Raw genomic sequence first — 25,556 nt, 5'->3', positions numbered from 1 at the left:
TCGCACAACCATCGTCGGACGCCGTGTGTCGTGCATAGCGTCCGACTGTGGGCACAATTGGCATGGCGTTTCAGTACGGCGCAATGGATGGGGAGGCAGGAGCGACGGTGGCGGAACGTAGCACGGCTGCCGTCGACGTGGCCGACAACGGCGGGGACGAACCGCTGACAGCGCAGACGCGCGAGGCCACGACCGACGGGGCGGCTGAATCCCAGAAGACTCCGGAGACGACCGCGCCGGAAACGGACGGCGGGGCGAAGGGAGCCGAATCTCCGGTCGCGGCGCCCGAACTGCACAGCGGCCACAAGCTCGCCAGACGCTACCGGCTCGAGGAGTGCGTCACCCGTCTGGACGGTTTCAGCAGTTGGCGTGCCGTCGACGAGAAACTGCGCCGGGCCGTCGGCGTGCACCTGCTGCCCGCGGACCATCCGCGCGCACGGTCCGTCCTCGCCGCCGCCCGTTCCTCGGCGCTCCTCGGCGACCCCAGGTTCGTCCAAGTCCTCGACGCGGTCGAGGAGAACGAGCTGGTCTACGTCGTCCACGAATGGCTTCCGGACGCCGTCGAGCTGACGGCGCTGCTCGCCGCGGGCCCCCTCGAACCACACGAGGCCTACCAGCTCGTCGAGCAGGTGGCCCTCGCGATGACGGCAGCCCACCGGGAAGGGCTCGCCCACCTCCGGCTGACGCCCGGGGCCGTGCTGCGCACCTCGACCGGCCAGTACCGCATCCGCGGTCTCGCGGTGAACGCCGCCCTGCGCGGCATCTCCGCCGACCGCCCGCAGCGCACCGACACCGAGGCCATCGGCGCCCTCCTCTACGCCGCGCTCACCCAGCGCTGGCCGTACGAGAACGACGCCTACGGGCTGTCGGGCCTCCCCAAGGGCGTCGGTCTGGTCGCGCCCGACCAGGTCAGGGCGGGCGTCCACCGGGGACTGTCCGAGCTCGCGATGCGGGCGCTGGTCAACGACGGGGCCACGGCGTCCCGCCAGGAGCCGCCGTGCACCACGCCGGACGAACTGGCGAAGGCGGTCGCGGCGATGCCGCGGATCCGCCCGCCGGAGCCGACGTTCGCGGCCCCGCCGGACTACCAGCGCACCACCTACCAGCAGGGCAGCTACGGACGTCCTCCGGCCCGCCCGGGCGCCGGCGTCACCCAGCCCGCCCCGGTGCCCCCGGCTCCCCTGGAGAGCCGCACGGGCAAGGCCCTGAAGTGGACGGTCTCGGCCCTGCTGATCGCCGCGCTGGGGCTCGGCAGCTGGCAGGTCGCCGACAAGCTGCTGGACGACAAGGGGGCCCGGGAGACGCCGTCCTCCGAGACCTCGACCACGGACGGCGAGAACGACAAGCCGTCCGCACCGACCCCGCTGAAGGTCCAGGCCGCCCAGGAGTACGCCCCGGACGGCTCCCCGCAGAACGCGGCGAACGTGGGTGCCGCCTACGACAGCGATCCGTCGACCTTCTGGCGCACCAAGTCGTACTTCGACGGGCCGGAGTTCGCCCCGTCGGTGAAGCAGGGTGTCGGGATCGTCTTCGACCTCGGCAGTGAAAAAACTGTCACGGGTTCCTCCATAGCGTTGCGCTACGGAGGCGAGCACACCACGATCAGCCTCTATGCCGCTGATTCCCTGGCGCCGTCGGGGCCTGTGGGCTCCATGAAGCAGATCGCGACCGGCCGGACCGGCGGCACCACGCTCGACCTGAAGGGCAAGGCCTCCGCGGACCCCGTCTCCACCCGGTACGTGCTCCTGTGGATGACGGCCATGCCGCACTCCCCTCAGGTCGGGTTCAGCGACGCCGGTTACAAGCAGGGGATCACGGACGTCTCCTTCACCGGCTGACGGACCAGAGGGGAGGGGGCTCACCGTTGAACGACGAGACACTCGGCGACCGGAGCGACCAGGATCTCCTGGCACTCCATGTCGCCGGGGACCCGGAGGCCTTCGGTGAGCTCGTACGCCGGCACCGCGACCGGCTCTGGGCCGTGGCCCTGCGCACCCTGGGGGACAGGGAGGAAGCCGCCGACGCGGTCCAGGACGCCTTCGTCTCCGCCTTCCGCGCGGCGGCCGGCTTCCGGGGCCAGTCAGCGGTCACGACCTGGCTGCACCGCATCACGGTGAACGCCTGCCTCGACCGGGTCCGCAAAGCCGCCTCCCGCAAGACCTCCCCCGTGGACGACACCGAGCGGCTGGAACAGCTGCTGGAGCCCCATGAGTCCGCCGAGGCACCGGCGGAGCGGGGCGACCTCCACCGGGAGCTGCTCGCGGCGCTGGCACGTCTCCCCGCGGAGCAGCGCGCGGCACTCGTGCTGGTGGACATGCAGGGCTACCCGGTCGCCGAGGCCGCCAGGATCCTCGACGTCCCCACGGGAACGGTCAAGAGCCGCTGCGCCCGGGGGCGGGCCCGGCTGCTGCCCATGGTCAGCCATCTGAGAGCCGAGGGCCCGGATATCCCCGAGGACAACGGGGGAAGGAACCGGACGGCAGGGGCATCCGTCCCACCGGAGTCGGGAGCGAAAAAGCCGGGACCGAACGGTCCGGCTGCGGTGAAAGGTGGAGGTGGGCGCGCGTGACTTCCTCGACCGACGCGGATCGGCACCCCGATGTCTCGGAGATCTCCGACCTCACCGAAGGTCTGCTCCCACCGTCCCGTGCCGCGGAACTGCGCCGCCATCTCGACGACTGCCCGCTCTGCGCGGATGTGCACGCCTCGCTGGAGGAGATCCGGGGCCTGCTGGGGACACTGCCGGGCGCCGGGCGGATGCCCGCCGATGTCGCCGGCCGTATCGACGCCGCGCTCGCCGCGGAAGCCCTGCTGAGTGCCACGGCTCCGGCCGAACCGGTCGATGTTTCACGTGAAACATCGACCGGCACCCCCCCGGTGACTCCGGCCCCCACCCCCTCCGTGAGCCGTCCCGCCGGACACGCGCGTGCTGCCACCGGCCCCGGCCGCGGACGCCGTCCCCGCCGCCGGACGGCGGTGCTCGGTGCCGTCCTGAGTGCGGCCGCCGTCGGTATGAGCGTCCTGCTGCTCCAGTCCGGCACCCAGATGTCGGCCGACTCGGGGGCCACCAAGGACGCGTCGGTCAGCGCCGCGTCCGGTGACTCCGGGGAGTTCTCGGGAGAGCCGGTACAGGAGCGGGTGCACACCCTGCTGTCGGCCGGCGTCAGCTCGGCGGAACCGCGGATGGAGAATGCCCCCTCGGCCGAGTCCGACGGCTTCCCGGTCTCCCCGAAGAGTTCGCCCGCGGTCTCCGTGCCGTCCTGCGTCCAGCGCGGCACCGGCCGCACGGACCAGCCCCTCGCCTCCGAGGAGGGTCGGTACGCCGGGACGGACGCCTACCTGGTGGTGCTGCCGCACGCCACCGACCCCACCCGCGTCCAGGCCTATGTGGTCGATGCCGCCTGTGTGGACGCCTCCGGTTCCCCTGCCGGGGATCTGCTTCTCACCAGGACCTTCCCCCGGGACTGAGAGGCCGCCCGGCCCGCTGTGCGGATGCGGGAATGCGCGCCCCTTAGGATCCGTTGGGTGGGGTGAGAGCGATGAGCAGCCCCGTAGGCAGTAGGCAGTCCCCAGAGACGAGGAAGAAACCCGTGAGCGACGTTCGTAACGTGATCATCATCGGCTCCGGGCCCGCGGGCTACACGGCTGCCCTCTACACCGCGCGTGCTTCGCTGAAGCCGCTGGTGTTCGAGGGCGCGGTCACCGCCGGTGGCGCACTGATGAACACGACCGATGTGGAGAACTTCCCCGGTTTCCGCGACGGCATCATGGGCCCGGACCTGATGGACAACATGCGCGCCCAGGCCGAGCGCTTCGGCGCCGAACTGGTGCCGGACGACGTCGTGGCCGTCGACCTCACGGGTGCGATCAAGACCGTCACCGACACCGCCGGCACCGTGCACCGTGCCAAGGCCGTGATCGTCACCACCGGTTCGCAGCACCGCAAGCTCGGTCTGCCCAACGAGGACGTACTCTCCGGGCGCGGTGTCTCCTGGTGCGCCACCTGCGACGGCTTCTTCTTCAAGGACCAGGACATCGCCGTGATCGGCGGCGGTGACACCGCGATGGAGGAGGCGACCTTCCTCTCGCGCTTCGCCAAGTCGGTCACCATCGTCCACCGCCGGGACACGCTGCGCGCCTCCAAGGCCATGCAGGACCGTGCCTTCGCCGACCCGAAGATCTCCTTCGCCTGGGACAGCGAGGTCGCCGAGATCCACGGGGACCAGAAGCTCTCCGGTCTGACGCTGCGCAACACCAAGACCGGCGCCACCTCGGAGCTCGCCGTCACCGGCCTGTTCATCGCCGTGGGCCACGACCCGCGCACCGAACTGTTCAAGGGCCAGCTGGAGCTGGACGACGAGGGCTACCTCAAGGTGGCGGCTCCCTCGACGCGGACCAACCTCACCGGCGTCTTCGGCGCGGGTGACGTGGTGGACCACACCTACCGCCAGGCGATCACCGCCGCGGGCACCGGCTGCTCCGCCGCCCTGGACGCCGAGCGCTTCCTCGCCGCGCTCTCGGACAGCGAAAAGACCGCCGAGCCCGAGAAGACGCCCGTCGTCTGACGGCTCGACTGCTTTCCTCCCACCCCCGCAGAGAAGAAGTTAAGGAGGCCGCCGTGGCCGGCGCCCTGAAGAACGTGACCGACAGCTCCTTCGAAGAGGACGTCCTCAAGAGCGACAAGCCCGTGCTGGTGGACTTCTGGGCCGCCTGGTGCGGACCGTGCCGTCAGATCGCGCCCTCGCTCGAAGCCATCGCGGCCGAGCACGGCGACAAGATCGAGGTCGTGAAGCTCAACATCGACGAGAACCCGACCATCGCCGCCAAGTACGGCGTGATGTCGATCCCGACGCTCAACGTCTACCAGAACGGCGAGGTCGCCAAGACCATCGTCGGCGCCAAGCCGAAGGCCGCGATCGTGCGCGACCTCGAGCCGTTCCTCGGCGAGTAGTCGACCGTCGCTGTTTCACGTGAAACACGCAGGGCCCACCCTCTCGGGTGGGCCCTGTGTCGTGTGCGCGGAGAATGCCGCTCACAGCGGCCGCAGCGCCGGCTCCTTCTGGACCGCCCCCAGCAGACGATCGAGGGCCAGCTCCACATCTTCCTTCCAGGAGAGCGTGGTTCTCAGTTCCAGCCTCAGCCGGGGATGCCTCGGGTGCGGGCGCACCGTCTTGAAGCCCACCGCCAGCAGATGATCGACGGGCAGCACACATGCCGGCTCCTTCCAGCGGGCGTCACCGAACGCCTCGATGGCCCGGAAGCCCCGGCGGAGCAGGTCCTTGGCGACCGTCTGCACGATCACCCTCCCCAGCCCCTGCCCCTGGTAGCCGGGCATCACCCAGGCCGTCATCAGCTGGACGGCATCCGCGGCGACCGGGCTCGTGGGGAAGGCCAGGGAGCGCGGGACATAGGCGGGCGGAGCGTAGAGCACGAAGCCGACCGCCTGATCGTCGACATAGACGACCCGGCCGCAGGATCCCCAGTCGAGCAGCACGCCCGAGATCCAGGACTCCTTCTCGACCTGTGAGGTGCCCGCTCTTACCGCGGCTTCCCCGCTGACCGGATCAAGCTCCCAGAAGACGCACGAGCGGCAGCGCTGGGGAAGGTCCGAAAGATTGTCGAGCGTGAGTGGTACGAGCCGGCGCCCCATGAAGGCTGTTCCTCACTTCCCTGACGTGCCGCACCCAGCGCAGCGGCCAGCACGCTCCTCTCGCGCAGCAGGCTGCTGACGAATCCGCCCACGACCCCGAGTCCCAGACCCGCCGTCACCAGGTGGCTGCGGCTCACCTCGCGCATGGTCCCCGCCTTCTCTCTGAGATGCCTCAAGGTGGATGCGTCATACCAGAACGCATCGTAACCACCCAGCCCCGACACCGGATACCGCACAACGGCAAAGGGCGGGTTGTGTTCCCGTGAAGGAAACACAACCCGCCCGGTACCGGATGAGTGCGCTGGACTCAGAGTTCCTCGTCCTCGGCCGGCTCGGCACCCGGACCCTTGTCCAGGACCTTCCCCTCGCCGGGGGCGAGGGTGCCGAGGATGCGCTCCAGGTCCTCCATCGAGGCGAACTCGACGGTGATCTTGCCCTTCTTCTGCCCGAGATCGACCTTCACCCTCGTCTCGAAGCGGTCCGAGAGACGGGAGGCGAGATCGGTCAGCGCCGGCGAGAGCCGGGCACCAGCGCGGGGACCCTTGGGCCGGGGCGAACCCTTGTGGTCCGCGTTCAGCAGCGTGACGATCTCCTCCACCGCGCGCACCGACAGTCCCTCGGCCACGATGCGATGGGCCAGCCGGTCCTGCTCCTCCGTGTCGTCCACGGAGAGAAGCGCCCGCGCATGACCTGCCGAGAGGACCCCGGCGGCCACCCGGCGCTGCACCGGCGGAGAGAGCTTCAGCAGCCGCAGGGTGTTCGACACCTGCGGACGGGAACGCCCGATCCTGTCGGCGAGCTGGTCATGCGTGCAGTTGAAGTCCTTGAGGAGCTGGTCGTAGGCGGCCGCCTCCTCCAGCGGGTTGAGCTGGGCCCGGTGGAGGTTCTCCAGGAGGGCGTCCAGCAGAAGCTTCTCGTCCTCGGTGTGGCGGACGATGGCGGGGATCCGCTCCAGGCCGGCTTCACGGCATGCCCGCCACCGGCGCTCACCCATGATGAGTTCATAGCGGTCCGGGCCCAACTGACGGACCACGACCGGCTGGAGCAGACCGACCTCCTTGATGGAGGTGATCAGCTCGGCCAGCGCGTCCTCGTCGAAGACCTCGCGCGGCTGACGCGGGTTGGGCGTGATCGCGTCGAGCGGCACCTCGGCGAAGTGGGCACCCGCGGGCTCGGTCGCCGCGGCCGGAGCCTGCTCCGTGACGGAGGCGGTGGTGTCCGGCGCCGGAGCGGCGGCCGGAAGCGTGGTCACCTTGGCGGCCGCCACACCGCGGTCCGTCGTCAGCACCGACGCCGCGGCGGGAGCCTGCGCCCCGGCCCCCGGGGCGGGCTGCTTCTCCTGCGGAGCAGCCGGGATCAGCGCACCGAGCCCACGCCCCAGTCCTCTACGTCGCTCGCTCACTGGATCCCCTCCGACATGTTCTGCTGATTGTTCTGCGCCGCGTGGGCGTGCTGCGGGTCGTAGCGGAGCCCGACGCCACGCAGGGCGATCTCCCGGGCGGCTTCCAGGTAGGACAGGGAACCGCTCGAACCCGGATCGTAGGTCAGGACCGTCTGCCCGTAGCTCGGCGCCTCCGAGATGCGCACGGAGCGCGGAATGCTGGTCCGCAGCACCTCTTCACCGAAGTGGCTGCGCACCTCCTCGGCCACCTGCGAGGCGAGCCGGGTCCGGCCGTCGTACATGGTGAGGAGGATCGTCGAGACATGCAGCGCCGGGTTCAGGTGGCCGCGCACCAGATCCACATTGCGCAGGAGCTGGCCGAGTCCCTCCAGGGCGTAGTACTCGCACTGGATGGGGATGAGCACCTCGGCGCCGGCGACCATGGCGTTGACGGTGAGCAGCCCAAGCGACGGAGGGCAGTCGATGAGGATGTAGTCCAGCGGCTGCTCGTACGCCTGGATCGCGCGCTGGAGTCTGCTCTCCCGCGCCACCAGCGACACCAGTTCGATCTCCGCACCGGCGAGGTCGATGGTGGCGGGGGCGCAGAAGAGTCCTTCGACGTCCGGGACCGGCTGGACCACCTCGGAGAGGGGCCGGCTGTCCACCAGGACGTCGTAGATCGAGGGGACTTCCGCGTGGTGGTCGATCCCCAGCGCGGTGGAGGCGTTGCCCTGGGGATCCAGGTCCACCACCAGGACGCGTGCCCCGTGCAGGGCCAGCGATGCCGCGAGGTTGACCGTGGTCGTGGTCTTCCCCACGCCGCCCTTCTGGTTGGCGACGACCATGACACGCGTGTGCTCAGGCCGGGGCAGCCCCTCACCGGCACGCCCCAGCGCCTCCACGGCCAGCTGAGCAGCACGGCCGATGGGGGTGTCGTCCATCGGCGGCGGTGTTTCACGTGAAACATCCTCCGCCGTGAACTCGGTACGGGGACCGGGGACCGGATCGGTCATCGGTCCCGCGATGTTGGCGTCGGACCGCAAGGATTCACTCTCCTCGACATCAGGCTCGCAATGAACAGAGCCTGCCATGCTTTCGGGGTCGTGAACCAGCGAGGCCCGTGGTTCTGTGGAGGAATCCACCTCTGTGGACAACTCCGTAGCCCGCACGAGGGGCTTGCGGCCCTTCATCGGGGCGGCAGCACGGCCGCGGCTGATGATTCCCTGCAGCAGTGAGCGACGTTTCACGTGAAACACGATGCACGCGCCGCATGACCGGGCAGGGACGACACTCCGAAATGCGTACCTATGGAACCTTGTATGGCTCAGCGACCGGTGGAACTCACCTGCGGCGCCGCGTGCGGCTGGTGCGCGCGGCCTTGGCCCGCTTGGCGGCGAACCGCACTCCACCGGGGCTCTCGCCGACCTCCACCCGCACCACGGTGGACAGCGGATCGACGATGCCTTCGCCCACCTGGAGCACCGACGTCTCCACCACACCGAGCTTGCTGAGCGCGGCCCGCGCGCCCTGGAGCTCCTCCTCGGCCGTGTCGCCCTTGAGAGCGAGCATCTCGCCGTAGGGACGGAGCAGCGGAACACCCCAGCCGGCCAGGCGGTCCAGCGGTGCGACCGCCCGCGCGGTCACCACATGGACCGGCGGCACCTTGCCGAGCATCTCCTCGGCGCGCCCCCGGACCACCGTCACATGATCGAGGCCCAGCAGCTCGACGACCTCCTGGAGGAAGTTGGTCCGTCGCAGCAGCGGCTCCAGAAGCGTGATCTTCAGGTCCGGCCGCACCAGGGCGAGCGGGATGCCCGGGAGGCCGGCGCCGGAGCCGACGTCGCAGACCGTCACGCCCTCCGGCACCACTTCCGAGAGGACGGCGCAGTTCAGCAGATGCCGCTCCCACAGCCGGGGCACCTCGCGGGGCCCGATGAGCCCGCGCTTCACCCCCGCATCCGCGAGCAGCTCCGCATACCTCACGGCCTCCGGAAAGAACTCTCCGAAAACCGTCCGCGCCTCTTCGGGCGCCTGAGGAAGCTTCTCTGCCTCCGTCACGGGAACCGTCCTTCCGTACCGCACTGCCGCATAGGGACTGTGGTGGGCTGACTATCAGGCTGACAAAGATCGGCCCCGCCTGCGAACAGACGGGGCCGACGGAACAAGCTGATCAGGCGGGGAGCACGACGACGAAGCGCTGGGGCTCCTCGCCCTCGGACTCGCTGCGCAGGCCTGCGGCCGCCACCGCGTCGTGCACGACCTTGCGCTCGAACGGCGTCATCGGGTCGAGCTCCACCGGCTGCCCGGTCGACTTGACCTCGCTGGCGGCCTTGGCTCCGAGCTCCGCCAGCTCGGCGCGCTTGTCGGCCCGGAACCCGGCGATGTCGAGCATCAGCCGGCTGCGGTCGCCGGTCTCCCGGAGCACGGCCAGGCGCGTGAGCTCCTGAAGCGCTTCGAGCACCTCGCCGTCCCGGCCCACGAGCTTCTGAAGGTCCTTGGTGCCCGCATCGCTGATGATCGAGACCGCTGCCCGGTCCGCCTCGACGTCCATGTCGATGTCACCGTCGAGATCGGCGATGTCCAGCAGACCCTCGAGGTAGTCGGCGGCGATCTCGCCTTCCTGCTCGAGGCGCGTCAGGGTGTCGCCACCCTCGGGGGCGGAGATGGTGCCTTCCGTCACGGATGGACTCCTTCTTACTTCTTGGACGACGGGTGCTTCGGGCGCTGCGGGCCCTTGCGCTGTCCGGACTTGGGCTGGCGAGCGGAGCCGGCGGACTTGCCACCGGTCGCCTTGGACCTGGTTCCCTCGGCGCCGCCCTTCTCGAGGGAGGGCTTCGCGTCGGAGGTGTCGGAGCCCGAGCCCTTGGCCGCGCCACTGCCGGTGGTCGTGGACTGACGCTGGGACTTGGACTGGCGCTTCGGCTGGTGACGTCGCTGGGCGGCGCTGCCGCCCTCGCCCTCCGCCGTCGCCGCGTCGCTCTTGATCACGGTGCCGTCGGCCTGCGCGGCGAGACCGGCCTTGGCCAGGCCCGTGATGAAGCGGCGCTCGTTGTCGTTGCGGTCCGCGGTGCTCTTGGCGACGATCATCTGGACGATGGTGCGCTTGCGGCGCGAGCGGACCTCGCCACCGTGGGCCACGACCGACTTGACCAGGCGCTGCAGGTACTGGTCCTGGGCCTTGCTGCCGGGCGTCGGGTTCTGGTTGATGACGTACATCTGCTGGCCCATGGTCCACACGTTGGTGGTCAGCCAGTAGACGAGGACACCGACGGGGAAGTTGATGCCCATGACGGCGAAGATCACCGGGAAGATGTACATCAGCATCTTCTGCTGCTGCATGTACGGCGTCTTGACCGTGAGGTCGACGTTCTTCTGCATCAGCTGACGCTGGGTGAAGAACTGCGACGCCGACATCAGGACGATCATGATCGCGGTGACGATGCGGACATCGGTCAGGGAGGCGTTGAGCGCCTCGACCTTCTCGGGGGAGTCCGTGAACTTCGCGGCGATCGGAGCACCGAAGATGTGCGCCTGACGGGCGCTGTCCACCAGGCTCTGGTTGAGGACACCGATCTCGTCACCCGAGGCGATCTTGCTGAGCACGTGGTACAGCGCGAAGAAGAACGGCGACTGGGCCAGGATGGGAAGGCACGAGGAGAGGGGGTTGGTACCCGTCTCCTTGTACAGCTTCATCATCTCTTCGGACTGACGCTGCTTGTCGCTCTTGTAGCGCTCCTGGATCGCCTTCATCTTCGGCTGGAGCGCCTGCATGTTCCGGGTCGACTTGATCTGCTTCACGAAGAGCGGGATCAGACAGATCCGGATCAGAATCACCAGGGACACGATGGACAGTCCCCAGGCCCAGCCCGTGTCAGGACCGAAGATCGCCCCGTACAGGCTGTGGAACTGGACGATGATCCACGAGACCGGTGTGGTGATAAAACTGAAGATGCTGGCAATCGTGTCCACTAATCAGGCTCCTTGAGCATTGGGCGAGGTCTCTGCGGCCGGGCTCGGGGGTTCGTGTGCCGATCCCGGGGCAGGCACATCGGCGGCGGAGTGCCCGCCCTTGCTGCCGCGCAAGGCATCGCGCAGCATTTCGTGCCATCGGGGTCGTTTGCGCGGCGGCACATGGTCCACGCCGCCCGGCGACCACGGATTGCACCGCAGGATCCGCCAGGCGGTCAGGGCCGTACCCTTCACCGCGCCATGCCGGTCGATGGCCGTAAATCCATAGTGGGAACACGACGGGTAGTACCTGCAGACAGGCCCCAGCAGCGGGCTGATCGTCCACTGATAGATCTTGATCAGCGCCAGCAGTGGGTACTTCATCGCGCGCCCCCTCCCAGCAGCCGCTGCAGAGCGGCGTCCAGGTCTCGGGCCAGCTGTGCTTGATCGGCGTCGCCCGCACCGGGCAGCGCCCGTACGACCACCAGGCTACCGGGGGGCAGTACGGACAGACGATCGCGCATGAGGTGACGCAGTCTTCGCTTGACCTTGTTGCGTACGACAGCACCACCCACGGCCTTGCTCACGACGAAACCCGCACACGTCGGGGAGGCGCTCTCCCCAGGCGCGTGCGGGTCCGTGGCACCGCTTCGTAGGTGGACGACGAGGAGCGGGCGTCCCGCCCTGCGTCCTCGGCGTACCGCAGTCGCGAAGTCCTCGCGCCGCCTCAGCCGGTTCTCGGTAGGCAGCACGTCATGACCTGATGAAGATCAGGCGGACAGGTTGGCGCGACCCTTGCTGCGGCGGTTCGCCAGGATGGCGCGGCCGGCGCGGGTACGCATGCGCAGGCGGAAACCGTGGGTCTTCGCGCGACGACGGTTGTTCGGCTGGAAGGTGCGCTTGCTCACTCGGGGGCTCCAGAAATGATTCGTAGATGGCGGGACATCGCCTGGCTGTCACCGTGCGCCCACGAGTAGCTCGCGTTTACGCCCGAGTGCACCGCTTCACAATCACAGACCGTGATCTTTGCCCATCGGAGGCAGGCGGCAGCAGCCATCGACAACTCGACCTGGTCACGGTACGCGCGGCTACGCCATCCGGTCAAACCAGGCCCTCAGCGGGAGCCACTGTGCACAGGCTGTGGACAACAACTTGAACCGCACGAGTCGGCCCGACTACCGTGGCTGGACTCCCGGTCTTTTCCTGCCTGACTTCCCATCCCGTCCCGAGAACCACACATTCGTGGGACCTGCGAGAGAGCGTGCTTTGTGGCTGACGTACCTGCCGATCTTGCCGCAGTGTGGCCACGAGTGCTGGAACAGCTCCTCGACGAGGGCCAGCAGGGCGTCGAGCCCAAGGACAAGCAGTGGATCGAGCGCTGCCAGCCACTGGCGCTGGTCGCGGACACCGCGCTGCTCGCCGTCCCCAACGAATGGGGCAAGCGGGTCCTGGAGGGCCGGCTCGCACCGCTGATCAGCGAGACCCTCAGCCGTGAGTGCGGCCGCCCCATCCGCATCGCGATCACCGTGGACGACTCGGCCGGCGACCCGCCCCCGGCGCCGGCGCCTCCCCGTCACCAGCAGCAGGGGCCCCGTTACGGAGCCCCTCAGCACGACGACTCCCGCGGCGGATACGACTCCGGGCGGCCGGGCGACGGCTACGACGGCGGTCCGTACGACGGCGGCCGCGCCGGGGACCCCTATGACTCCCGTGACTCCCGTCAGAACGACGGGTACGAGACCTCCCGCCAGAACGACGGATACGACGGCCCGCGCAAGAGCGACGGCTACGAACCGTCCCGGGGGAACGACGGATACGAACCGTCCCGCCAGAACGACGGCTACGACGGGCCGCGCAAGGGCGACGGCTTCGACGGACCGCGGCAGAACGACCCATACGAGTCGTACGGCCGCCGGCCGGAGGCCGACGACGGCCTGCCCGGCGTCCGCCCCACCTACCCCGAATACCAGCAGCGCCCCGAGCCCGGTGCCTGGCCGCGCGGCGCGGAGGACCTCGGCTGGCAGCAGCAGCGCCTCGGCGGCTTCCAGGACCGCGACCCGTACGCCTCGCCCCCGTCCGGCCGGGAGCGGCACGATTACCGGCCGCCGGAGCGCCAGCAGTACGACCCGCGGCCGGAGCGGCGCGACCTCCCCGAGCCGGGGACGGTCCCCCGCGGCGTGCCCTCGGGCGCTCCCGGTCCGCTGGGCGCCAAGCCGGCCCCCGCGCCGGGGCCCGGCGAGCCGCACGCCCGGCTGAACCCCAAGTACCTCTTCGACACCTTCGTGATCGGAGCCTCCAACCGCTTCGCGCACGCGGCCGCGGTCGCGGTCGCCGAGGCGCCGGCCAAGGCGTACAACCCGCTGTTCATCTACGGGGAGTCGGGGCTGGGCAAGACCCATCTCCTCCACGCGATCGGGCACTACGCCCGCAGCCTGTACCCGGGCACCCGGGTGCGGTACGTGAGCTCCGAGGAGTTCACCAACGAGTTCATCAACTCCATCCGCGACGGCAAGGGCGACACCTTCCGCAAGCGCTACCGCGACGTGGACATCCTGCTCGTCGACGACATCCAGTTCCTCGCGAGCAAGGAGTCGACGCAGGAGGAGTTCTTCCACACCTTCAACACCCTGCACAACGCCAACAAGCAGATCGTGCTCTCCTCCGACCGGCCGCCGAAGCAGCTCATGACGCTGGAGGACCGGCTGCGCAACCGCTTCGAGTGGGGTCTGACGACCGATGTGCAGCCGCCCGAGCTGGAGACGCGCATCGCGATCCTGCGGAAGAAGGCGGTCCAGGAGCAGCTCAACGCCCCGCCGGAGGTGCTGGAGTTCATCGCCTCCCGTATCTCACGGAACATCAGGGAGCTGGAGGGCGCGCTGATCCGGGTCACGGCCTTCGCCTCGCTCAACCGGCAGCCGGTCGATCTCGGGCTGACCGAGATCGTGCTCAAGGACCTGATCCCGGGTGGCGAGGACGCGGCCCCCGAGATCACCGCCGGCGCGATCATGGCGGCCACCGCCGACTACTTCGGGCTGACGGTCGAGGACCTGTGCGGTTCGTCCCGGAGCCGGGTGCTGGTGACGGCGCGCCAGATCGCCATGTATCTGTGCCGGGAGCTGACGGACCTCTCGCTGCCGAAGATCGGCGCCCAGTTCGGCGGCCGGGACCATACGACGGTGATGCACGCGGACCGGAAGATCCGCGCGCTCATGGCCGAGCGCCGCTCCATCTACAACCAGGTCACCGAGCTGACCAACCGCATCAAGAACGGCTGACACGGCCGCCCGACGAGGGCGCCCGGGGACCTCGTCCCCGGGCGCCCTCGTCGTTTCCGGGCCCGGCCTGACGCCGCCCGGGCCTCCGAGGGACCCGCGAGGCGGCGGGGCGCCCCGTCCGCCGGGTCTGCCCCCAAGGCGACGGGAGGGCCGCTCCAGGACCCCGCGAGGCGACGGGAAGCCTCGGACGAGCGCCTCGCAGGACGCGGAGAAGCCCCCTCCGGAAGCCGCCGAAGGGCTTCGACTGCCCGTGCGGAGCCGCGTTCACACCTCGCAGCCGGACGGGGTGTGTTCGAATACCCGGCGGTCGGGGGCGCTTCTCCACAGATCAGGGGCCGATCTTCCCTCCACAGCCTGGGGACCGGGAAGTTGTCCAGTACCGGTCCACAGGCGCCCTGGTCCCGCGGAAGTCCGGGCAGGTCAGCCGCTTGTGGATTTGTGGCCGAACGATCTCCACAGACTGTGGACACAGCCGCCGTCCACAGACCTTGATCCACGTTGTCCACCGGCGGCCCACAGGCAGGGGTCCGTTGCCCACAGCTTTTCCCCACCCCTGTCCACTGTTCGGCAACGCAACACCACAGCTCACCGGGTCGAGTGAAAGGCGTCACACCAAGGAGGTCGATTGGCCTGTGGGGAACCGGGGTAAAGCTGGGGACGGCACTGGGGAGAAGTAGCGGCGGGCTGTGCATCGGGTGTGCAGAACTTTCGGGCGTCCACAGAGACACCGGGTTGTCCACCGGTACCGCCCACAGGCGCAGTGGACAAAAAACCGGCCCTGACCTGCGAATACGGCGTTATCCACGGTTTCCACAGCACCTACTACTACTCCCACTCTGAGTTACCGGGGAATTCGCTTGGAAGGGGGTCCTGTGCACAACTCGGCGCCGGAGCCCCCGCTGCCTCTCGACCCGACTTGACCCCGACCCGCACCGACTGTCGGCGCCGTGCGTCAGACTGGTCTCCGGCATCAAGCCGACGACGAAGGCCAGCAGGGCGAGCCAGCAACAGCAGGAGGCGGTTCCGGTGAAGATCCGGGTGGAGCGCGATGTACTCGCGGAGGCGGTGGCCTGGGTGGCCCGGAGCCTTCCGGCCCGTCCGCCGGCGCCGGTGCTCGCGGGCCTTCTGCTGAAGGCCGAGGACGGAGCCCTGAGCTTCTCCAGCTTCGACTACGAGGTCTCGGCCCGGGTGTCCGTGGAGGCCGAGATCGACGAGGACGGCACCGTCCTCGTCTCCGGCCGCCTGCTGGCCGACATCTGCCGCGCCCTGCCCAACCGCCCCGTGGAGATCTCCACGGACGGTGTCCGGGCGACCGTCGTCTGCGGCTCCTCCCGCTTCACCCTCCACACCCTGCCGGTGGAGGAGTACCCGGCCCTGCCGCAGATGCCGACGGCCACCGGCACCGTGCCCGGTGAGGTCTTCGCCTCCGCCGCCGCCCAGGTCGCCATCGCCGCCGGCCGCGACGACACGCTGCCCGTCCTCACCGGTGTGCGCATCGAGATCGAGGGCGACACCGTCACCCTGGCCTCCACCGACCGCTACCGCTTCGCGGTCCGCGAGTTCCTGTGGAAGCCGGAGAACCCGGAGGCGTCCGCCGTCGCCCTGGTGCCCGCCAAGACGCTCCTGGACACCGCCAAGGCGCTGACCAGCGGTGACACCGTCACCCTGGCGCTGTCCGGCTCCGGTGCCGGTGAGGGCCTGATCGGTTTCGAGGGCGCCGGCCGCCGCACCACCACCCGGCTGCTCGAAGGCGACCTGCCGAAGTACCGCACGCTCTTCCCGACCGAGTTCAACTCGGTGGCGGTGATCGAGACCGCGCCGTTCGTCGAGGCCGTCAAGCGTGTGGCCCTGGTCGCCGAGCGGAACACCCCGGTGCGCCTGAGCTTCGAGAAGGGCGTGCTGATCCTCGAGGCCGGCTCCAGCGACGACGCACAGGCTGTGGAGCGGGTGGACGCGGAGCTGGAGGGCGACGACATCTCGATCGCCTTCAACCCGACGTTCCTCCTCGACGGCCTCAGCGCGATCGACTCGCCGGTGGCCCAGCTCTCCTTCACGACCTCCACCAAGCCCGCGCTGCTGAGCGGCCGGCCCGCGATGGACGCCGAGGCGGACGAGGCCTACAAGTACCTGATCATGCCCGTGCGGCTGAGCGGCTGATCAGCGGCTTCTGAGCGCCTGACCCCACAGGTGTGCACCCGCGTCCGGGCGTAGGCTCGGACGCGGGTAGGAATCGGCACACAACGATTGAGGAATCTCAGATGGAGCTCGGTCTCGTCGGCCTCGGCAAGATGGGCGGCAACATGCGCGAGCGCATCCGCCGCGCAGGTCACACCGTCATCGGCTACGACCGCAACCCGGATGTCGCGGACGTCCACAGCCTCGAGGAGCTCGTGGGCAAGCTCAAGGGCCCGCGCGTCGTCTGGGTCATGGTCCCGGCGGGTGCCGCGACCCAGTCCACGATCGACGAACTGGCCGAGCTGCTGTCCCCCGGCGACATCGTCGTCGACGGCGGCAACTCCCGCTGGACCGACGACGAGAAGCACGCCGTCGAGCTGGGCATCAAGGGCATCGGCTTCGTCGACTGCGGTGTCTCCGGCGGTGTCTGGGGCCTGGAGAACGGCTACGCCCTGATGTACGGCGGCGACGCCGAGCACGTGGCCAGGGTCCAGCCGGTCTTCGACGCCCTCAAGCCCGAGGGCGAGTTCGGCTCGGTCCACGCGGGCAAGGTCGGTGCCGGTCACTTCGCGAAGATGGTCCACAACGGCATCGAGTACGCGATGATGCAGGCCTACGCCGAGGGCTGGGAGCTGCTGGAGAAGGTCGACTCCGTCACCGATGTGCGCGAGGTCTTCCGCTCCTGGCAGGAGGGCACGGTCATCCGTTCCTGGCTGCTCGACCTCGCGGTGAACGCGCTGGACGAGGACGAGCACCTGGACCAGCTCCGCGGCTTCGCCCAGGACTCCGGAGAGGGCCGCTGGACGGTGGAGGCGGCCATCGACAACGCCGTGCCGCTGCCGGCCATCACGGCCTCGCTGTTCGCGCGGTTCGCCTCGCGTCAGGACGACTCCCCGCAGATGAAGATGATCGCCGCGCTGCGCAACCAGTTCGGCGGCCACGCGGTGGAGAGCAAGAAGTAATCCACAGGTTGTGCACGGCGGTGCGCAACCGCCGGGGGAAGGTCGGCGCACCACCATGCACGTCACGCATCTGTCGCTGGCCGACTTCCGCTCCTACGCCCGGGTCGAGGTCCCTCTCGATCCGGGCGTCACCGCGTTCGTGGGGGCGAACGGGCAGGGCAAGACCAATCTCGTCGAGGCCGTCGGCTATCTGGCCTCCCTCTCCAGCCACCGGGTCTCCTCGGACGCCCCGCTGGTGCGCGCCGGTGCCGACCGCGCGGTGATCCGGGCCGCGGTCACCCAGGGCGAGCGCTCCCAGCTCATCGAGCTCGAACTCAACCCGGGCAAGGCGAACCGGGCCCGTATCAACAGGTCGTCGCAGGTCAGACCGCGTGACGTGCTGGGCATCGTCCGGACGGTGCTGTTCGCGCCGGAGGATCTCGCGCTGGTCAAGGGGGACCCGGGCGAGCGCCGCAGGTTCCTCGACGAACTGGTCACCGCGCGTTCGCCGCGGATGGCGGGCGTCCGCTCCGACTACGAACGGGTGCTCAAGCAGCGCAACACCCTGCTGAAGTCGGCCGCGATGGCCCGGCGGCACGGCGGCCGGTCGATGGACATGTCCACGCTGGACGTCTGGGACCAGCATCTGGCCCGAACCGGGGCGGAGGTGCTCGCCCGGCGCGCGGACCTGATCACCACCCTCCAGCCCCTCGCGGACAAGGCGTACGAGGCCCTCGCCCCCGGCGGCGGCCCGGTCGTCCTGGAGTACCGTTCCTCCGCCGGTGCGGCCGGCGAGGCCCACGGGCGCGAGGAGTTCTACGAGCAGCTGATGGCCGCGCTGGCCGACGTCCGCAAGCAGGAGATCGAGCGCGGCGTGACGCTGGTCGGCCCGCACCGCGACGACCTGCTGCTCGGGCTCGGCCGGCTGCCCGCCAAGGGCTACGCCAGCCACGGCGAATCCTGGTCCTACGCCCTGGCGCTCCGGCTCGCCTCCTACGACCTGCTGCGCGCGGAGGGCAACGAGCCGGTGCTCGTGCTCGACGACGTCTTCGCCGAGCTGGACGCCCGCCGGCGGGAGCGCCTGGCGGAGCTGGTGGCCCCCGGTGAGCAGGTCCTGGTGACGGCCGCGGTCGACGACGACGTGCCCGGCGTGCTCCGCGGCGCCCGGTACACCGTGGCCGGCGGAGAGGTGGCGCGGGTATGAGCGGCGACGAGGAGCGGGCCGTCCCGGAGCCGTCCGGGGTGGACCTGGCCCGGGTCGCGCTGCGGGCCGCCAAGGAGCAGGCCCGGGCGCGGGGCGCGGCGGCGCAGCAGAAGAAGCAGGCCAGGCGCGGCGGCGGGCTGCGTTCCGGCGCGCGGGCGGACGGCCGCGACCCGCTGCCGCTGGGCGCGGCGATCAACCGTCTGATCACCGAGCGGGGCTGGGAGACACCGGCCGCCGTCGGCGGGGTGATGGGCCGCTGGCCGCAGATCGTCGGCGACGACTTGGCCAAGCACTGCGTACCGCTGCGCTACGACGAGGACCCCGACCAGCGGCTGCTGACGGTGCAGTGCGACTCGACGGCCTGGGCGACCCAGCTGAGGCTGCTGGCGCCGCGGCTGGTGGCCCGGCTCAACGAGGACCTCGGGCACGGGACGGTGCGCGCGATCAAGGTGCTGGGGCCGGGCGGTCCGCAGCGCCGCTACGGCCCGCTGCGGGCGCCCGGGAGCACCGGGCCGGGGGACACCTACGGCTGAGCGCGGCCGCGTCACGACCCCGCTGTGAACCCGTCGTGCCCTGCGTCGGGACCCCGTCGCCGCCTGCCTCGGGACCCGCTCCCCGAACCGCTTCGGGACCCGCTCCGGGCCGGGCGCCGGGGCCCCTGTGCCGGGGTGGGACGGCCGGGGCCGACGGGGCGTCCCTCTGGGTAGCGGAGGGTTGACAGGCCGAAGCGCTCAAAGCGGCTGTGAGCCTCTTGGAGCCCCTTCCCGGATATGGGGAGTCGGACGGAGGCGGTTGAGGGCGGCACATGCGGACTCAGCTACCGGCAAACCCCCATTCGGGTCGCCGGTACCGGTAGACTGGTGGACAATCCCGCCTCCAGGCGGGACACGTCGATTAGCAGCCGAACGACGCAGCCGGTCCCGCTACCCCGGAGAACGGCCTGTGCTGTGCCAGAAAGGGCGCTTCGTGGCCGATTCCGGCAACCCCAACGAGAACATCCCGTCCAACACTGCCGGTGGGAGCGGCGAGGCCGGCGCCTCGTACGACGCCAGCGCGATCACGGTCCTCGAGGGCCTTGACGCGGTCCGCAAGCGCCCCGGCATGTACATCGGGTCGACCGGAGAGCGCGGCCTCCACCACCTGGTGCAGGAGGTCGTCGACAACTCCGTCGACGAGGCCCTCGCCGGGCACGCGGACACGATCGACGTCACGATCCTGGCCGACGGCGGCGTGCGCGTCGTCGACAACGGCCGCGGCATCCCGGTCGACATGCACCCGGTGGAGAAGAAGCCGGCCGTCGAGGTCGTCCTCACCGTCCTGCACGCGGGCGGCAAGTTCGGCGGCGGCGGGTACGCCGTCTCCGGCGGTCTGCACGGCGTCGGCGTCTCCGTGGTGAACGCGCTGTCCACCAAGGTCTCCGTGGAGATCAAGCGCGACGGCTACCGCTGGACGCAGGACTACAAGCTCGGCGTCCCCACCGCGCCCCTCGCCCAGCACGAGCAGGTCGAGGACTCCGGCACGACCGTCACCTTCTGGGCGGACCCGGACGTCTTCGAGACCACCGACTACTCCTTCGAGACGCTCGCCAGGCGCTTCCAGGAGATGGCCTTCCTCAACAAGGGCCTGACCCTGACGCTGACCGACGAGCGCGAGTCGGCCAAGGCGACGATGAACGCCGACGACCCGGACGCCGCCGAGACGGCCGAGGAGCAGCCGGCGCGGACGGTGAAGTACCACTACGAGGGCGGCATCGTCGACTTCGTGAAGTACCTCAACTCCCGCAAGGGCGAGCTGATCCACCCGACCGTGATCGACGTGGAGGCCGAGGACAAGGAGCGGATGCTCTCGGTCGAGATCGCGATGCAGTGGAACTCGCAGTACACCGAGGGCGTGTACTCCTTCGCGAACACCATCCACACCCATGAGGGCGGTACCCACGAGGAGGGCTTCCGCGCCGCGCTGACGGGCCTGGTCAACCGTTACGCCCGCGAGAAGAAGCTGCTGCGCGAGAAGGACGACAACCTCTCCGGCGAGGACATCCGCGAGGGTCTGACGGCGATCATCTCGGTCAAGCTGGGCGAGCCCCAGTTCGAGGGCCAGACGAAGACCAAGCTGGGCAACACCGAGGCGAAGACCTTCGTGCAGAAGGTCGTCCACGAGCACCTGACCGACTGGTTCGACCGCAACCCGAACGAGGCCGCGGACATCATCCGCAAGTCGATCCAGGCGGCCACCGCCCGGGTCGCGGCCCGCAAGGCGCGCGACCTGACCCGCCGCAAGGGGCTGCTGGAGTCGGCCTCGCTGCCCGGCAAGCTGAGCGACTGCCAGTCCAACGACCCCACCAAGTGCGAGATCTTCATCGTCGAGGGAGACTCCGCCGGCGGCTCGGCCAAGTCCGGCCGCAATCCGATGTACCAGGCCATCCTGCCGATCCGCGGCAAGATCCTGAACGTCGAGAAGGCGCGCATCGACAAGATCCTGCAGAACACCGAGGTCCAGGCGCTGATCTCGGCCTTCGGCACCGGGGTCCACGAGGACTTCGACATCGAGAAGCTGCGCTATCACAAGATCATCCTGATGGCGGACGCCGACGTCGACGGCCAGCACATCAACACCCTGCTGCTGACGTTCCTGTTCCGCTTCATGCGGCCGCTGGTCGAGGCCGGGCACGTGTTCCTGTCCCGCCCCCCGCTGTACAAGATCAAGTGGGGCCGTGACGACTTCGAGTACGCGTACTCGGACCGTGAGCGCGACGCCCTGGTCGAGATGGGCAAGCAGGCCGGCAAGCGCATCAGGGAGGACTCGATCCAGCGCTTCAAGGGCCTCGGCGAGATGAACGCCGAGGAGCTGCGGGTGACCACCATGGACCAGGAGCACCGGGTGCTCGGCCAGGTCACGCTGGACGACGCGGCCCAGGCCGACGACCTGTTCTCGGTGCTGATGGGTGAGGACGTCGAGGCGCGGCGCTCGTTCATCCAGCGCAACGCCAAGGACGTCCGCTTCCTCGACATCTGAGTCGGTCTCAGCTGACCGCACGAAAGGACCGAAGACCAGCAATGGCCGACGAGACTTCCCCTGCCTCCGGCGGGGACACCCCTACCCCTGTGACCACCGAGGACGAGGGTCCGCAGATGCGGATCGAGCCGGTCGGTCTCGAGACCGAGATGCAGCGCTCGTACCTGGACTACGCGATGTCCGTCATCGTGTCCCGGGCGCTGCCCGACGTCCGGGACGGACTCAAGCCCGTCCACCGCCGGGTGCTGTACGCGATGTACGACGGCGGCTACCGGCCCGAGAAGGGCTTCTACAAGTGCGCCCGCGTCGTCGGCGACGTCATGGGCACGTACCACCCGCACGGCGACTCCTCGATCTACGACGCCCTGGTGCGCCTGGCCCAGCCGTGGTCGATGCGGATGCCGCTGGTCGACTCCAACGGCAACTTCGGCTCCCCGGGCAACGACCCGGCCGCCGCCATGCGCTACACCGAGTGCAAGATGGCGCCGCTGTCCATGGAGATGCTCCGGGACATCGACGAGGAGACCGTCGACTTCCAGGACAACTACGACGGCCGCAACCAGGAGCCGACGGTCCTGCCGGCCCGCTTCCCGAACCTGCTGGTCAACGGCAGCGCCGGTATCGCGGTCGGTATGGCCACCAACATCCCGCCGCACAACCTGCGCGAGGTCGCGGCCGGCGCCCAGTGGGCGCTGGACCACCCGGAGGCCACCCACGAGGAGCTGCTCGACGCCCTGATCGAGCGGATCAAGGGGCCGGACTTCCCGACCGGCGCCCTGGTCGTGGGCCGCAAGGGCATCGAGGAGGCGTACCGCACCGGTCGCGGCTCCATCACGATGCGCGCGGTCGTCGAGGTCGAGGAGATCCAGAACCGGCAGTGCCTGGTCGTCACGGAGCTTCCGTACCAGGTCAACCCGGACAACCTGGCGCAGAAGATCGCCGACCTGGTGAAGGACGCCAAGATCGGCGGCATCGCCGACGTCCGCGACGAGACCTCCTCGCGCACCGGCCAGCGTCTGGTGATCGTGCTCAAGCGCGACGCGGTCGCCAAGGTCGTGCTGAACAACCTCTACAAGCACACCGACCTCCAGACCAACTTCGGCGCCAACATGCTGGCCCTGGTCGATGGGGTGCCGCGCACGCTCTCGCTGGACGCGTTCATCCGCCACTGGGTGACCCACCAGGTCGAGGTCGTCGTCCGGCGCACCCGCTTCCGGCTGCGCAAGGCCGAGGAGCGGGCGCACATCCTGCGCGGCCTGCTCAAGGCCCTGGACGCCATCGACGAGGTCATCGCGCTGATCCGGCGCAGCGACACCGTCGACGTCGCCCGCGGCGGCCTGATGGACCTCCTGGAGATCGACGAGATCCAGGCGAACGCCATCCTGGAGATGCAGCTCCGCCGGCTCGCCGCCCTGGAGCGCCAGAAGATCATCCAGGAGCACGACGAGCTCCAGGCCAAGATCAACGAGTACAACGCGATCCTGGCCTCGCCGGAGAAGCAGCGCGCCATCATCAGCGAGGAACTCACCGCGCTGGTCGACAAGTTCGGCGACGACCGCCGCTCCAAGCTGGTGCCGTTCGACGGCGACATGTCCATCGAGGACCTGATCGCCGAGGAGGACATCGTCGTCACCATCTCGCGTGGCGGCTATGTGAAGCGCACCAAGACCGACGACTACCGGTCCCAGAAGCGCGGCGGCAAGGGGGTGCGCGGCACGAAGCTGAAGGAGGACGACATCGTCGACCACTTCTTCGTCTCCACCACCCACCACTGGCTGCTGTTCTTCACCAACAAGGGCCGGGTCTACCGGGCGAAGGCGTACGAGCTCCCGGACGCCGGCCGGGACGCCCGCGGCCAGCACGTCGCCAACCTGCTGGCCTTCCAGCCGGACGAGCAGATCGCCCAGATCCTCGCGATCCGCGACTACGAGGCCGCCCCGTACCTGGTGCTCGCCACCAAGGCCGGTCTGGTCAAGAAGACCTCGCTGAAGGACTACGACTCCCCGCGCTCCGGCGGTGTCATCGCGATCAACCTCCGCGAGACGGACTCCGGCGCCGACGACGAGCTGATCGGGGCCGAACTGGTCTCCGCCGAGGACGATCTGCTGCTCATCAGCAGGAAGGCGCAGTCGATCCGTTTCACGGCGACGGACGAGGCGCTGCGTCCCATGGGACGCGCGACCTCGGGCGTCAAGGGCATGAGTTTCCGCGCGGACGACGAACTGCTCTCGATGAATGTCGTCCGGCCCGGTACGTTCGTCTTCACTGCCACCGACGGCGGGTACGCGAAGCGGACCCCGGTCGACGAGTACCGCGTCCAGGGTCGTGGCGGCCTCGGCATCAAGGCTGCGAAGATCGTGGAGGACCGCGGTTCGCTCGTGGGCGCGCTGGTGGTCGAGGAGACGGACGAGATCCTCGCCATCACGCTGGGCGGCGGTGTGATTCGTACGCGAGTCAACGAAGTCAGGGAGACGGGCCGTGACACCATGGGCGTCCAACTGATCAATCTGGGCAAGCGTGATGCCGTCGTCGGCATCGCACGCAACGCCGAGGCGGGCCGTGAGGCCGAAGAGGTCGACGGGTCCGAGCCGGTCGACCCCGAGACGGCCGAGGCGGCCGCCGAGGGCACCCCGCCCTCGGCAGGGGAGCACGAGGAGTAGAGCGTGAGTGGAGCCACGGGCGCCGGAGCGGCCGCTTCCGGAGCGAACGGTGCCCGTGGCCCTGCCGCGGACTCCCAGGGTGGGCACCCCACCGCTGACGACAGGGGGACTACGGTGACCGACACCAGGGGCGGGCAGCCCCAGTACCAGATGTTCGGCGGCGAGCAGCCTGCTCCGCAGCAGGCCGGCCAGCCGTACCACCCGCCGCAGGCGTATCCCTCGCCCGGCGGCGCCCAGGACGGCAGGCAGCAGGCCGGCCGTCAGGGCGGCGGAGCCGTGCGCAGGCCGCGCACCGGCGCCAGCACGACGCCCCGGACGCGCAAGGCGCGGCTGCGGGTGGCCAAGGCCGACCCGTGGTCGGTCATGAAGGTGAGCTTCCTGCTCTCGATCGCCCTGGGCATCTGCACCGTGGTCGCGGCCGCGGTCCTGTGGATGGTCATGGACGCCATGGGCGTCTTCTCCACCGTGGGCGGGCAGATCAGCGACGCCACCGGCTCCGGTGACAGCAACGGATTCGACCTCCAGTCGTTCCTCTCGCTGCCCCGGGTGCTGGTGTTCACCTCGGTCGTCGCGGTGATCGATGTGGTCCTGGCCACAGCCCTGGCGACGCTCGGAGCCTTCATCTACAACCTCTCCGCCGGTTTCGTGGGCGGTGTGGAGCTCACGCTCGCCGAGGACGAGTAGCGCTCCGCCGGAGTCCTCGGATTCCGATTTTGGCGCTGCCCGGTGGGTGCGCTAATCTTCAGAGGTCAGCGCGGGAGCGCGGAGGGGCTATAGCTCAGTTGGTTAGAGCGCATCCCTGATAAGGATGAGGCCACAGGTTCAAATCCTGTTAGCCCCACAGTGACGATCGGCCCGGACGGAGATTCTCCGCCCGGGCCGATCTCGTTTTCCCGGCAGCCGAGTTGGGGCTCCGGGGGTGCGCCCGGCCGGTGCACTCAGGTCACCGATCGGTATCGGTCGGTGTGTATAGTCGGGCGCCAGAAGTCCTCATACGTCAAGGAAAGACGAGGTCGCGCGGTGAAGAAGCTTCTCCTGGTCGCACTGGCCGCCATCGGCGGGCTCCTCGTGTACCGCCAGATCCAGGCGGATCGCGCCGAGCAGGATCTGTGGACGGAGGCGACCGACTCCGTGCCCGCAGGTTCGGGTGTCTGAGACGCACAGTCCTGGAAACGAAGCCCCGGCCGCTCACGCGGCCGGGGCTTCGTGCCGTTCCGGGGGCCCGCGCGGGCGCCTTTCCGCACGCGCTGTTGCCGGACCGTGACGCAACCCCCTTGAGTTCACCCCCGCAAATCACTAGCTTGCGT

The 25,556-nt window shown here is 69.5% G+C and carries 23 protein-coding genes and 1 tRNA gene; 15 read left to right on the top strand and 9 right to left on the bottom strand.

Annotated features, from left to right (window positions below; all coding sequences use genetic code 11):
• The first annotated feature begins 107 nt into the window (after positions 1-107).
• The 5 genes from JE024_RS17435 (at position 108) to trxA (ending at position 4,951) form a co-directional block, all read left to right on the top strand.
• Complete coding sequence (locus JE024_RS17435; RefSeq protein WP_205374477.1) at positions 108-1,838, top strand: protein kinase family protein; 1,731 nt, start codon at positions 108-110, stop codon at positions 1,836-1,838.
• 26 nt (positions 1,839-1,864) lie between these two features.
• On the top strand, positions 1,865-2,569 hold the full coding sequence (gene sigM / locus JE024_RS17430) for an RNA polymerase sigma factor SigM (protein ID WP_205374476.1): 705 nt from the start codon (positions 1,865-1,867) through the stop codon (positions 2,567-2,569).
• Positions 2,566-3,468, top strand: a complete 903-nt coding sequence (locus JE024_RS17425) for an RsmA family anti-sigma factor (RefSeq protein WP_205374475.1) — start codon at positions 2,566-2,568, stop codon at positions 3,466-3,468. Before sigM ends, JE024_RS17425 begins: the two co-directional genes overlap by 4 nt.
• A gap of 122 nt (positions 3,469-3,590) precedes the next feature.
• The gene (gene trxB / locus JE024_RS17420) at positions 3,591-4,565 is read left to right on the top strand and encodes a thioredoxin-disulfide reductase (RefSeq protein ID WP_205374474.1); all 975 of its coding nucleotides are present in this window, start codon (positions 3,591-3,593) and stop codon (positions 4,563-4,565) included.
• A gap of 53 nt (positions 4,566-4,618) precedes the next feature.
• On the top strand, positions 4,619-4,951 hold the full coding sequence (trxA, locus tag JE024_RS17415; RefSeq protein WP_187741346.1) for a thioredoxin: 333 nt from the start codon (positions 4,619-4,621) through the stop codon (positions 4,949-4,951).
• A gap of 81 nt (positions 4,952-5,032) precedes the next feature.
• Here the strand turns inward: trxA and JE024_RS17410 are convergent, their stop codons facing one another.
• The 9 genes from JE024_RS17410 to rpmH all read right to left on the bottom strand — a co-directional run bounded on the left by JE024_RS17410 (position 5,033) and on the right by rpmH (position 11,887).
• Positions 5,033-5,650, bottom strand: a complete 618-nt coding sequence (locus tag JE024_RS17410) for a GNAT family N-acetyltransferase (protein WP_205374473.1) — start codon at positions 5,648-5,650, stop codon at positions 5,033-5,035.
• Positions 5,651-5,957: 307 nt separating this feature from the next.
• A complete protein-coding gene (locus JE024_RS17405; protein WP_205374472.1) occupies positions 5,958-7,052 on the bottom strand; it encodes a ParB/RepB/Spo0J family partition protein in 1,095 nt (364 codons plus the stop codon).
• On the bottom strand, positions 7,049-8,122 hold the full coding sequence (locus JE024_RS17400; RefSeq protein ID WP_205374471.1) for an AAA family ATPase: 1,074 nt from the start codon (positions 8,120-8,122) through the stop codon (positions 7,049-7,051). Before JE024_RS17400 ends, JE024_RS17405 begins: the two co-directional genes overlap by 4 nt.
• Before the next feature lie 250 nt (positions 8,123-8,372).
• The gene (gene rsmG / locus JE024_RS17395) at positions 8,373-9,089 is read right to left on the bottom strand and encodes a 16S rRNA (guanine(527)-N(7))-methyltransferase RsmG (RefSeq protein ID WP_205374470.1); all 717 of its coding nucleotides are present in this window, start codon (positions 9,087-9,089) and stop codon (positions 8,373-8,375) included.
• A 112-nt stretch (positions 9,090-9,201) separates the two neighbouring features.
• The gene (locus tag JE024_RS17390) at positions 9,202-9,711 is read right to left on the bottom strand and encodes a Jag family protein (RefSeq protein ID WP_205374469.1); all 510 of its coding nucleotides are present in this window, start codon (positions 9,709-9,711) and stop codon (positions 9,202-9,204) included.
• A 14-nt stretch (positions 9,712-9,725) separates the two neighbouring features.
• Positions 9,726-11,000, bottom strand: a complete 1,275-nt coding sequence (yidC, locus tag JE024_RS17385; protein ID WP_205374468.1) for a membrane protein insertase YidC — start codon at positions 10,998-11,000, stop codon at positions 9,726-9,728.
• 3 nt (positions 11,001-11,003) lie between these two features.
• Complete coding sequence (yidD, locus tag JE024_RS17380; RefSeq protein ID WP_147987254.1) at positions 11,004-11,363, bottom strand: membrane protein insertion efficiency factor YidD; 360 nt, start codon at positions 11,361-11,363, stop codon at positions 11,004-11,006.
• A complete protein-coding gene (gene rnpA / locus JE024_RS17375) occupies positions 11,360-11,731 on the bottom strand; it encodes a ribonuclease P protein component (protein ID WP_205374467.1) in 372 nt (123 codons plus the stop codon). Before rnpA ends, yidD begins: the two co-directional genes overlap by 4 nt.
• Positions 11,732-11,749: 18 nt before the next feature.
• The gene (gene rpmH / locus JE024_RS17370) at positions 11,750-11,887 is read right to left on the bottom strand and encodes a 50S ribosomal protein L34 (RefSeq protein ID WP_018846094.1); all 138 of its coding nucleotides are present in this window, start codon (positions 11,885-11,887) and stop codon (positions 11,750-11,752) included.
• A gap of 360 nt (positions 11,888-12,247) precedes the next feature.
• On the opposite strand from rpmH, the gene dnaA reads away from it, so the two are divergent.
• From dnaA to JE024_RS40775, 10 genes are all read left to right on the top strand, one after another.
• Positions 12,248-14,254 (top strand): chromosomal replication initiator protein DnaA, encoded by a 2,007-nt coding sequence (gene dnaA, locus JE024_RS17365; RefSeq protein ID WP_205374466.1) that lies wholly within the window; start codon positions 12,248-12,250, stop codon positions 14,252-14,254.
• Positions 14,255-15,280: 1,026 nt separating this feature from the next.
• Positions 15,281-16,411, top strand: a complete 1,131-nt coding sequence (gene dnaN, locus JE024_RS17360) for a DNA polymerase III subunit beta (protein ID WP_147987257.1) — start codon at positions 15,281-15,283, stop codon at positions 16,409-16,411.
• 32 nt (positions 16,412-16,443) lie between these two features.
• Positions 16,444-17,391, top strand: coding sequence for a phosphogluconate dehydrogenase (NAD(+)-dependent, decarboxylating) (gnd, locus tag JE024_RS17355; protein WP_205374465.1), 948 nt, complete (start codon positions 16,444-16,446; stop codon positions 17,389-17,391).
• A 55-nt stretch (positions 17,392-17,446) separates the two neighbouring features.
• Positions 17,447-18,574 (top strand): DNA replication/repair protein RecF, encoded by a 1,128-nt coding sequence (gene recF / locus JE024_RS17350; protein WP_205374464.1) that lies wholly within the window; start codon positions 17,447-17,449, stop codon positions 18,572-18,574.
• Positions 18,571-19,107 (top strand): DciA family protein, encoded by a 537-nt coding sequence (locus tag JE024_RS17345; protein ID WP_205374463.1) that lies wholly within the window; start codon positions 18,571-18,573, stop codon positions 19,105-19,107. Before recF ends, JE024_RS17345 begins: the two co-directional genes overlap by 4 nt.
• Positions 19,108-19,516: 409 nt before the next feature.
• The gene (gene gyrB, locus JE024_RS17340) at positions 19,517-21,589 is read left to right on the top strand and encodes a DNA topoisomerase (ATP-hydrolyzing) subunit B (RefSeq protein ID WP_280521562.1); all 2,073 of its coding nucleotides are present in this window, start codon (positions 19,517-19,519) and stop codon (positions 21,587-21,589) included.
• Positions 21,590-21,630: 41 nt separating this feature from the next.
• Entirely contained in the window at positions 21,631-24,249 is a 2,619-nt protein-coding gene (gene gyrA / locus JE024_RS17335; RefSeq protein ID WP_205374462.1) for a DNA gyrase subunit A, read from the top strand.
• Positions 24,250-24,363: 114 nt separating this feature from the next.
• A complete protein-coding gene (locus JE024_RS17330) occupies positions 24,364-24,933 on the top strand; it encodes a DUF3566 domain-containing protein (RefSeq protein ID WP_205374461.1) in 570 nt (189 codons plus the stop codon).
• An 83-nt stretch (positions 24,934-25,016) separates the two neighbouring features.
• A tRNA-Ile gene (locus JE024_RS17325) sits at positions 25,017-25,090 on the top strand.
• A 179-nt stretch (positions 25,091-25,269) separates the two neighbouring features.
• Complete coding sequence (locus JE024_RS40775) at positions 25,270-25,404, top strand: DLW-39 family protein (RefSeq protein WP_003958712.1); 135 nt, start codon at positions 25,270-25,272, stop codon at positions 25,402-25,404.
• Positions 25,405-25,556: the final 152 nt, after the last annotated feature.

It is taken from the genome of Streptomyces zhihengii (assembly GCF_016919245.1).
Lineage (GTDB): Bacteria > Actinomycetota > Actinomycetes > Streptomycetales > Streptomycetaceae > Streptomyces > Streptomyces zhihengii.
Note: the sequence above shows the minus strand (reverse complement) of the source record. Positions and strands in the feature narration are given on the sequence as shown.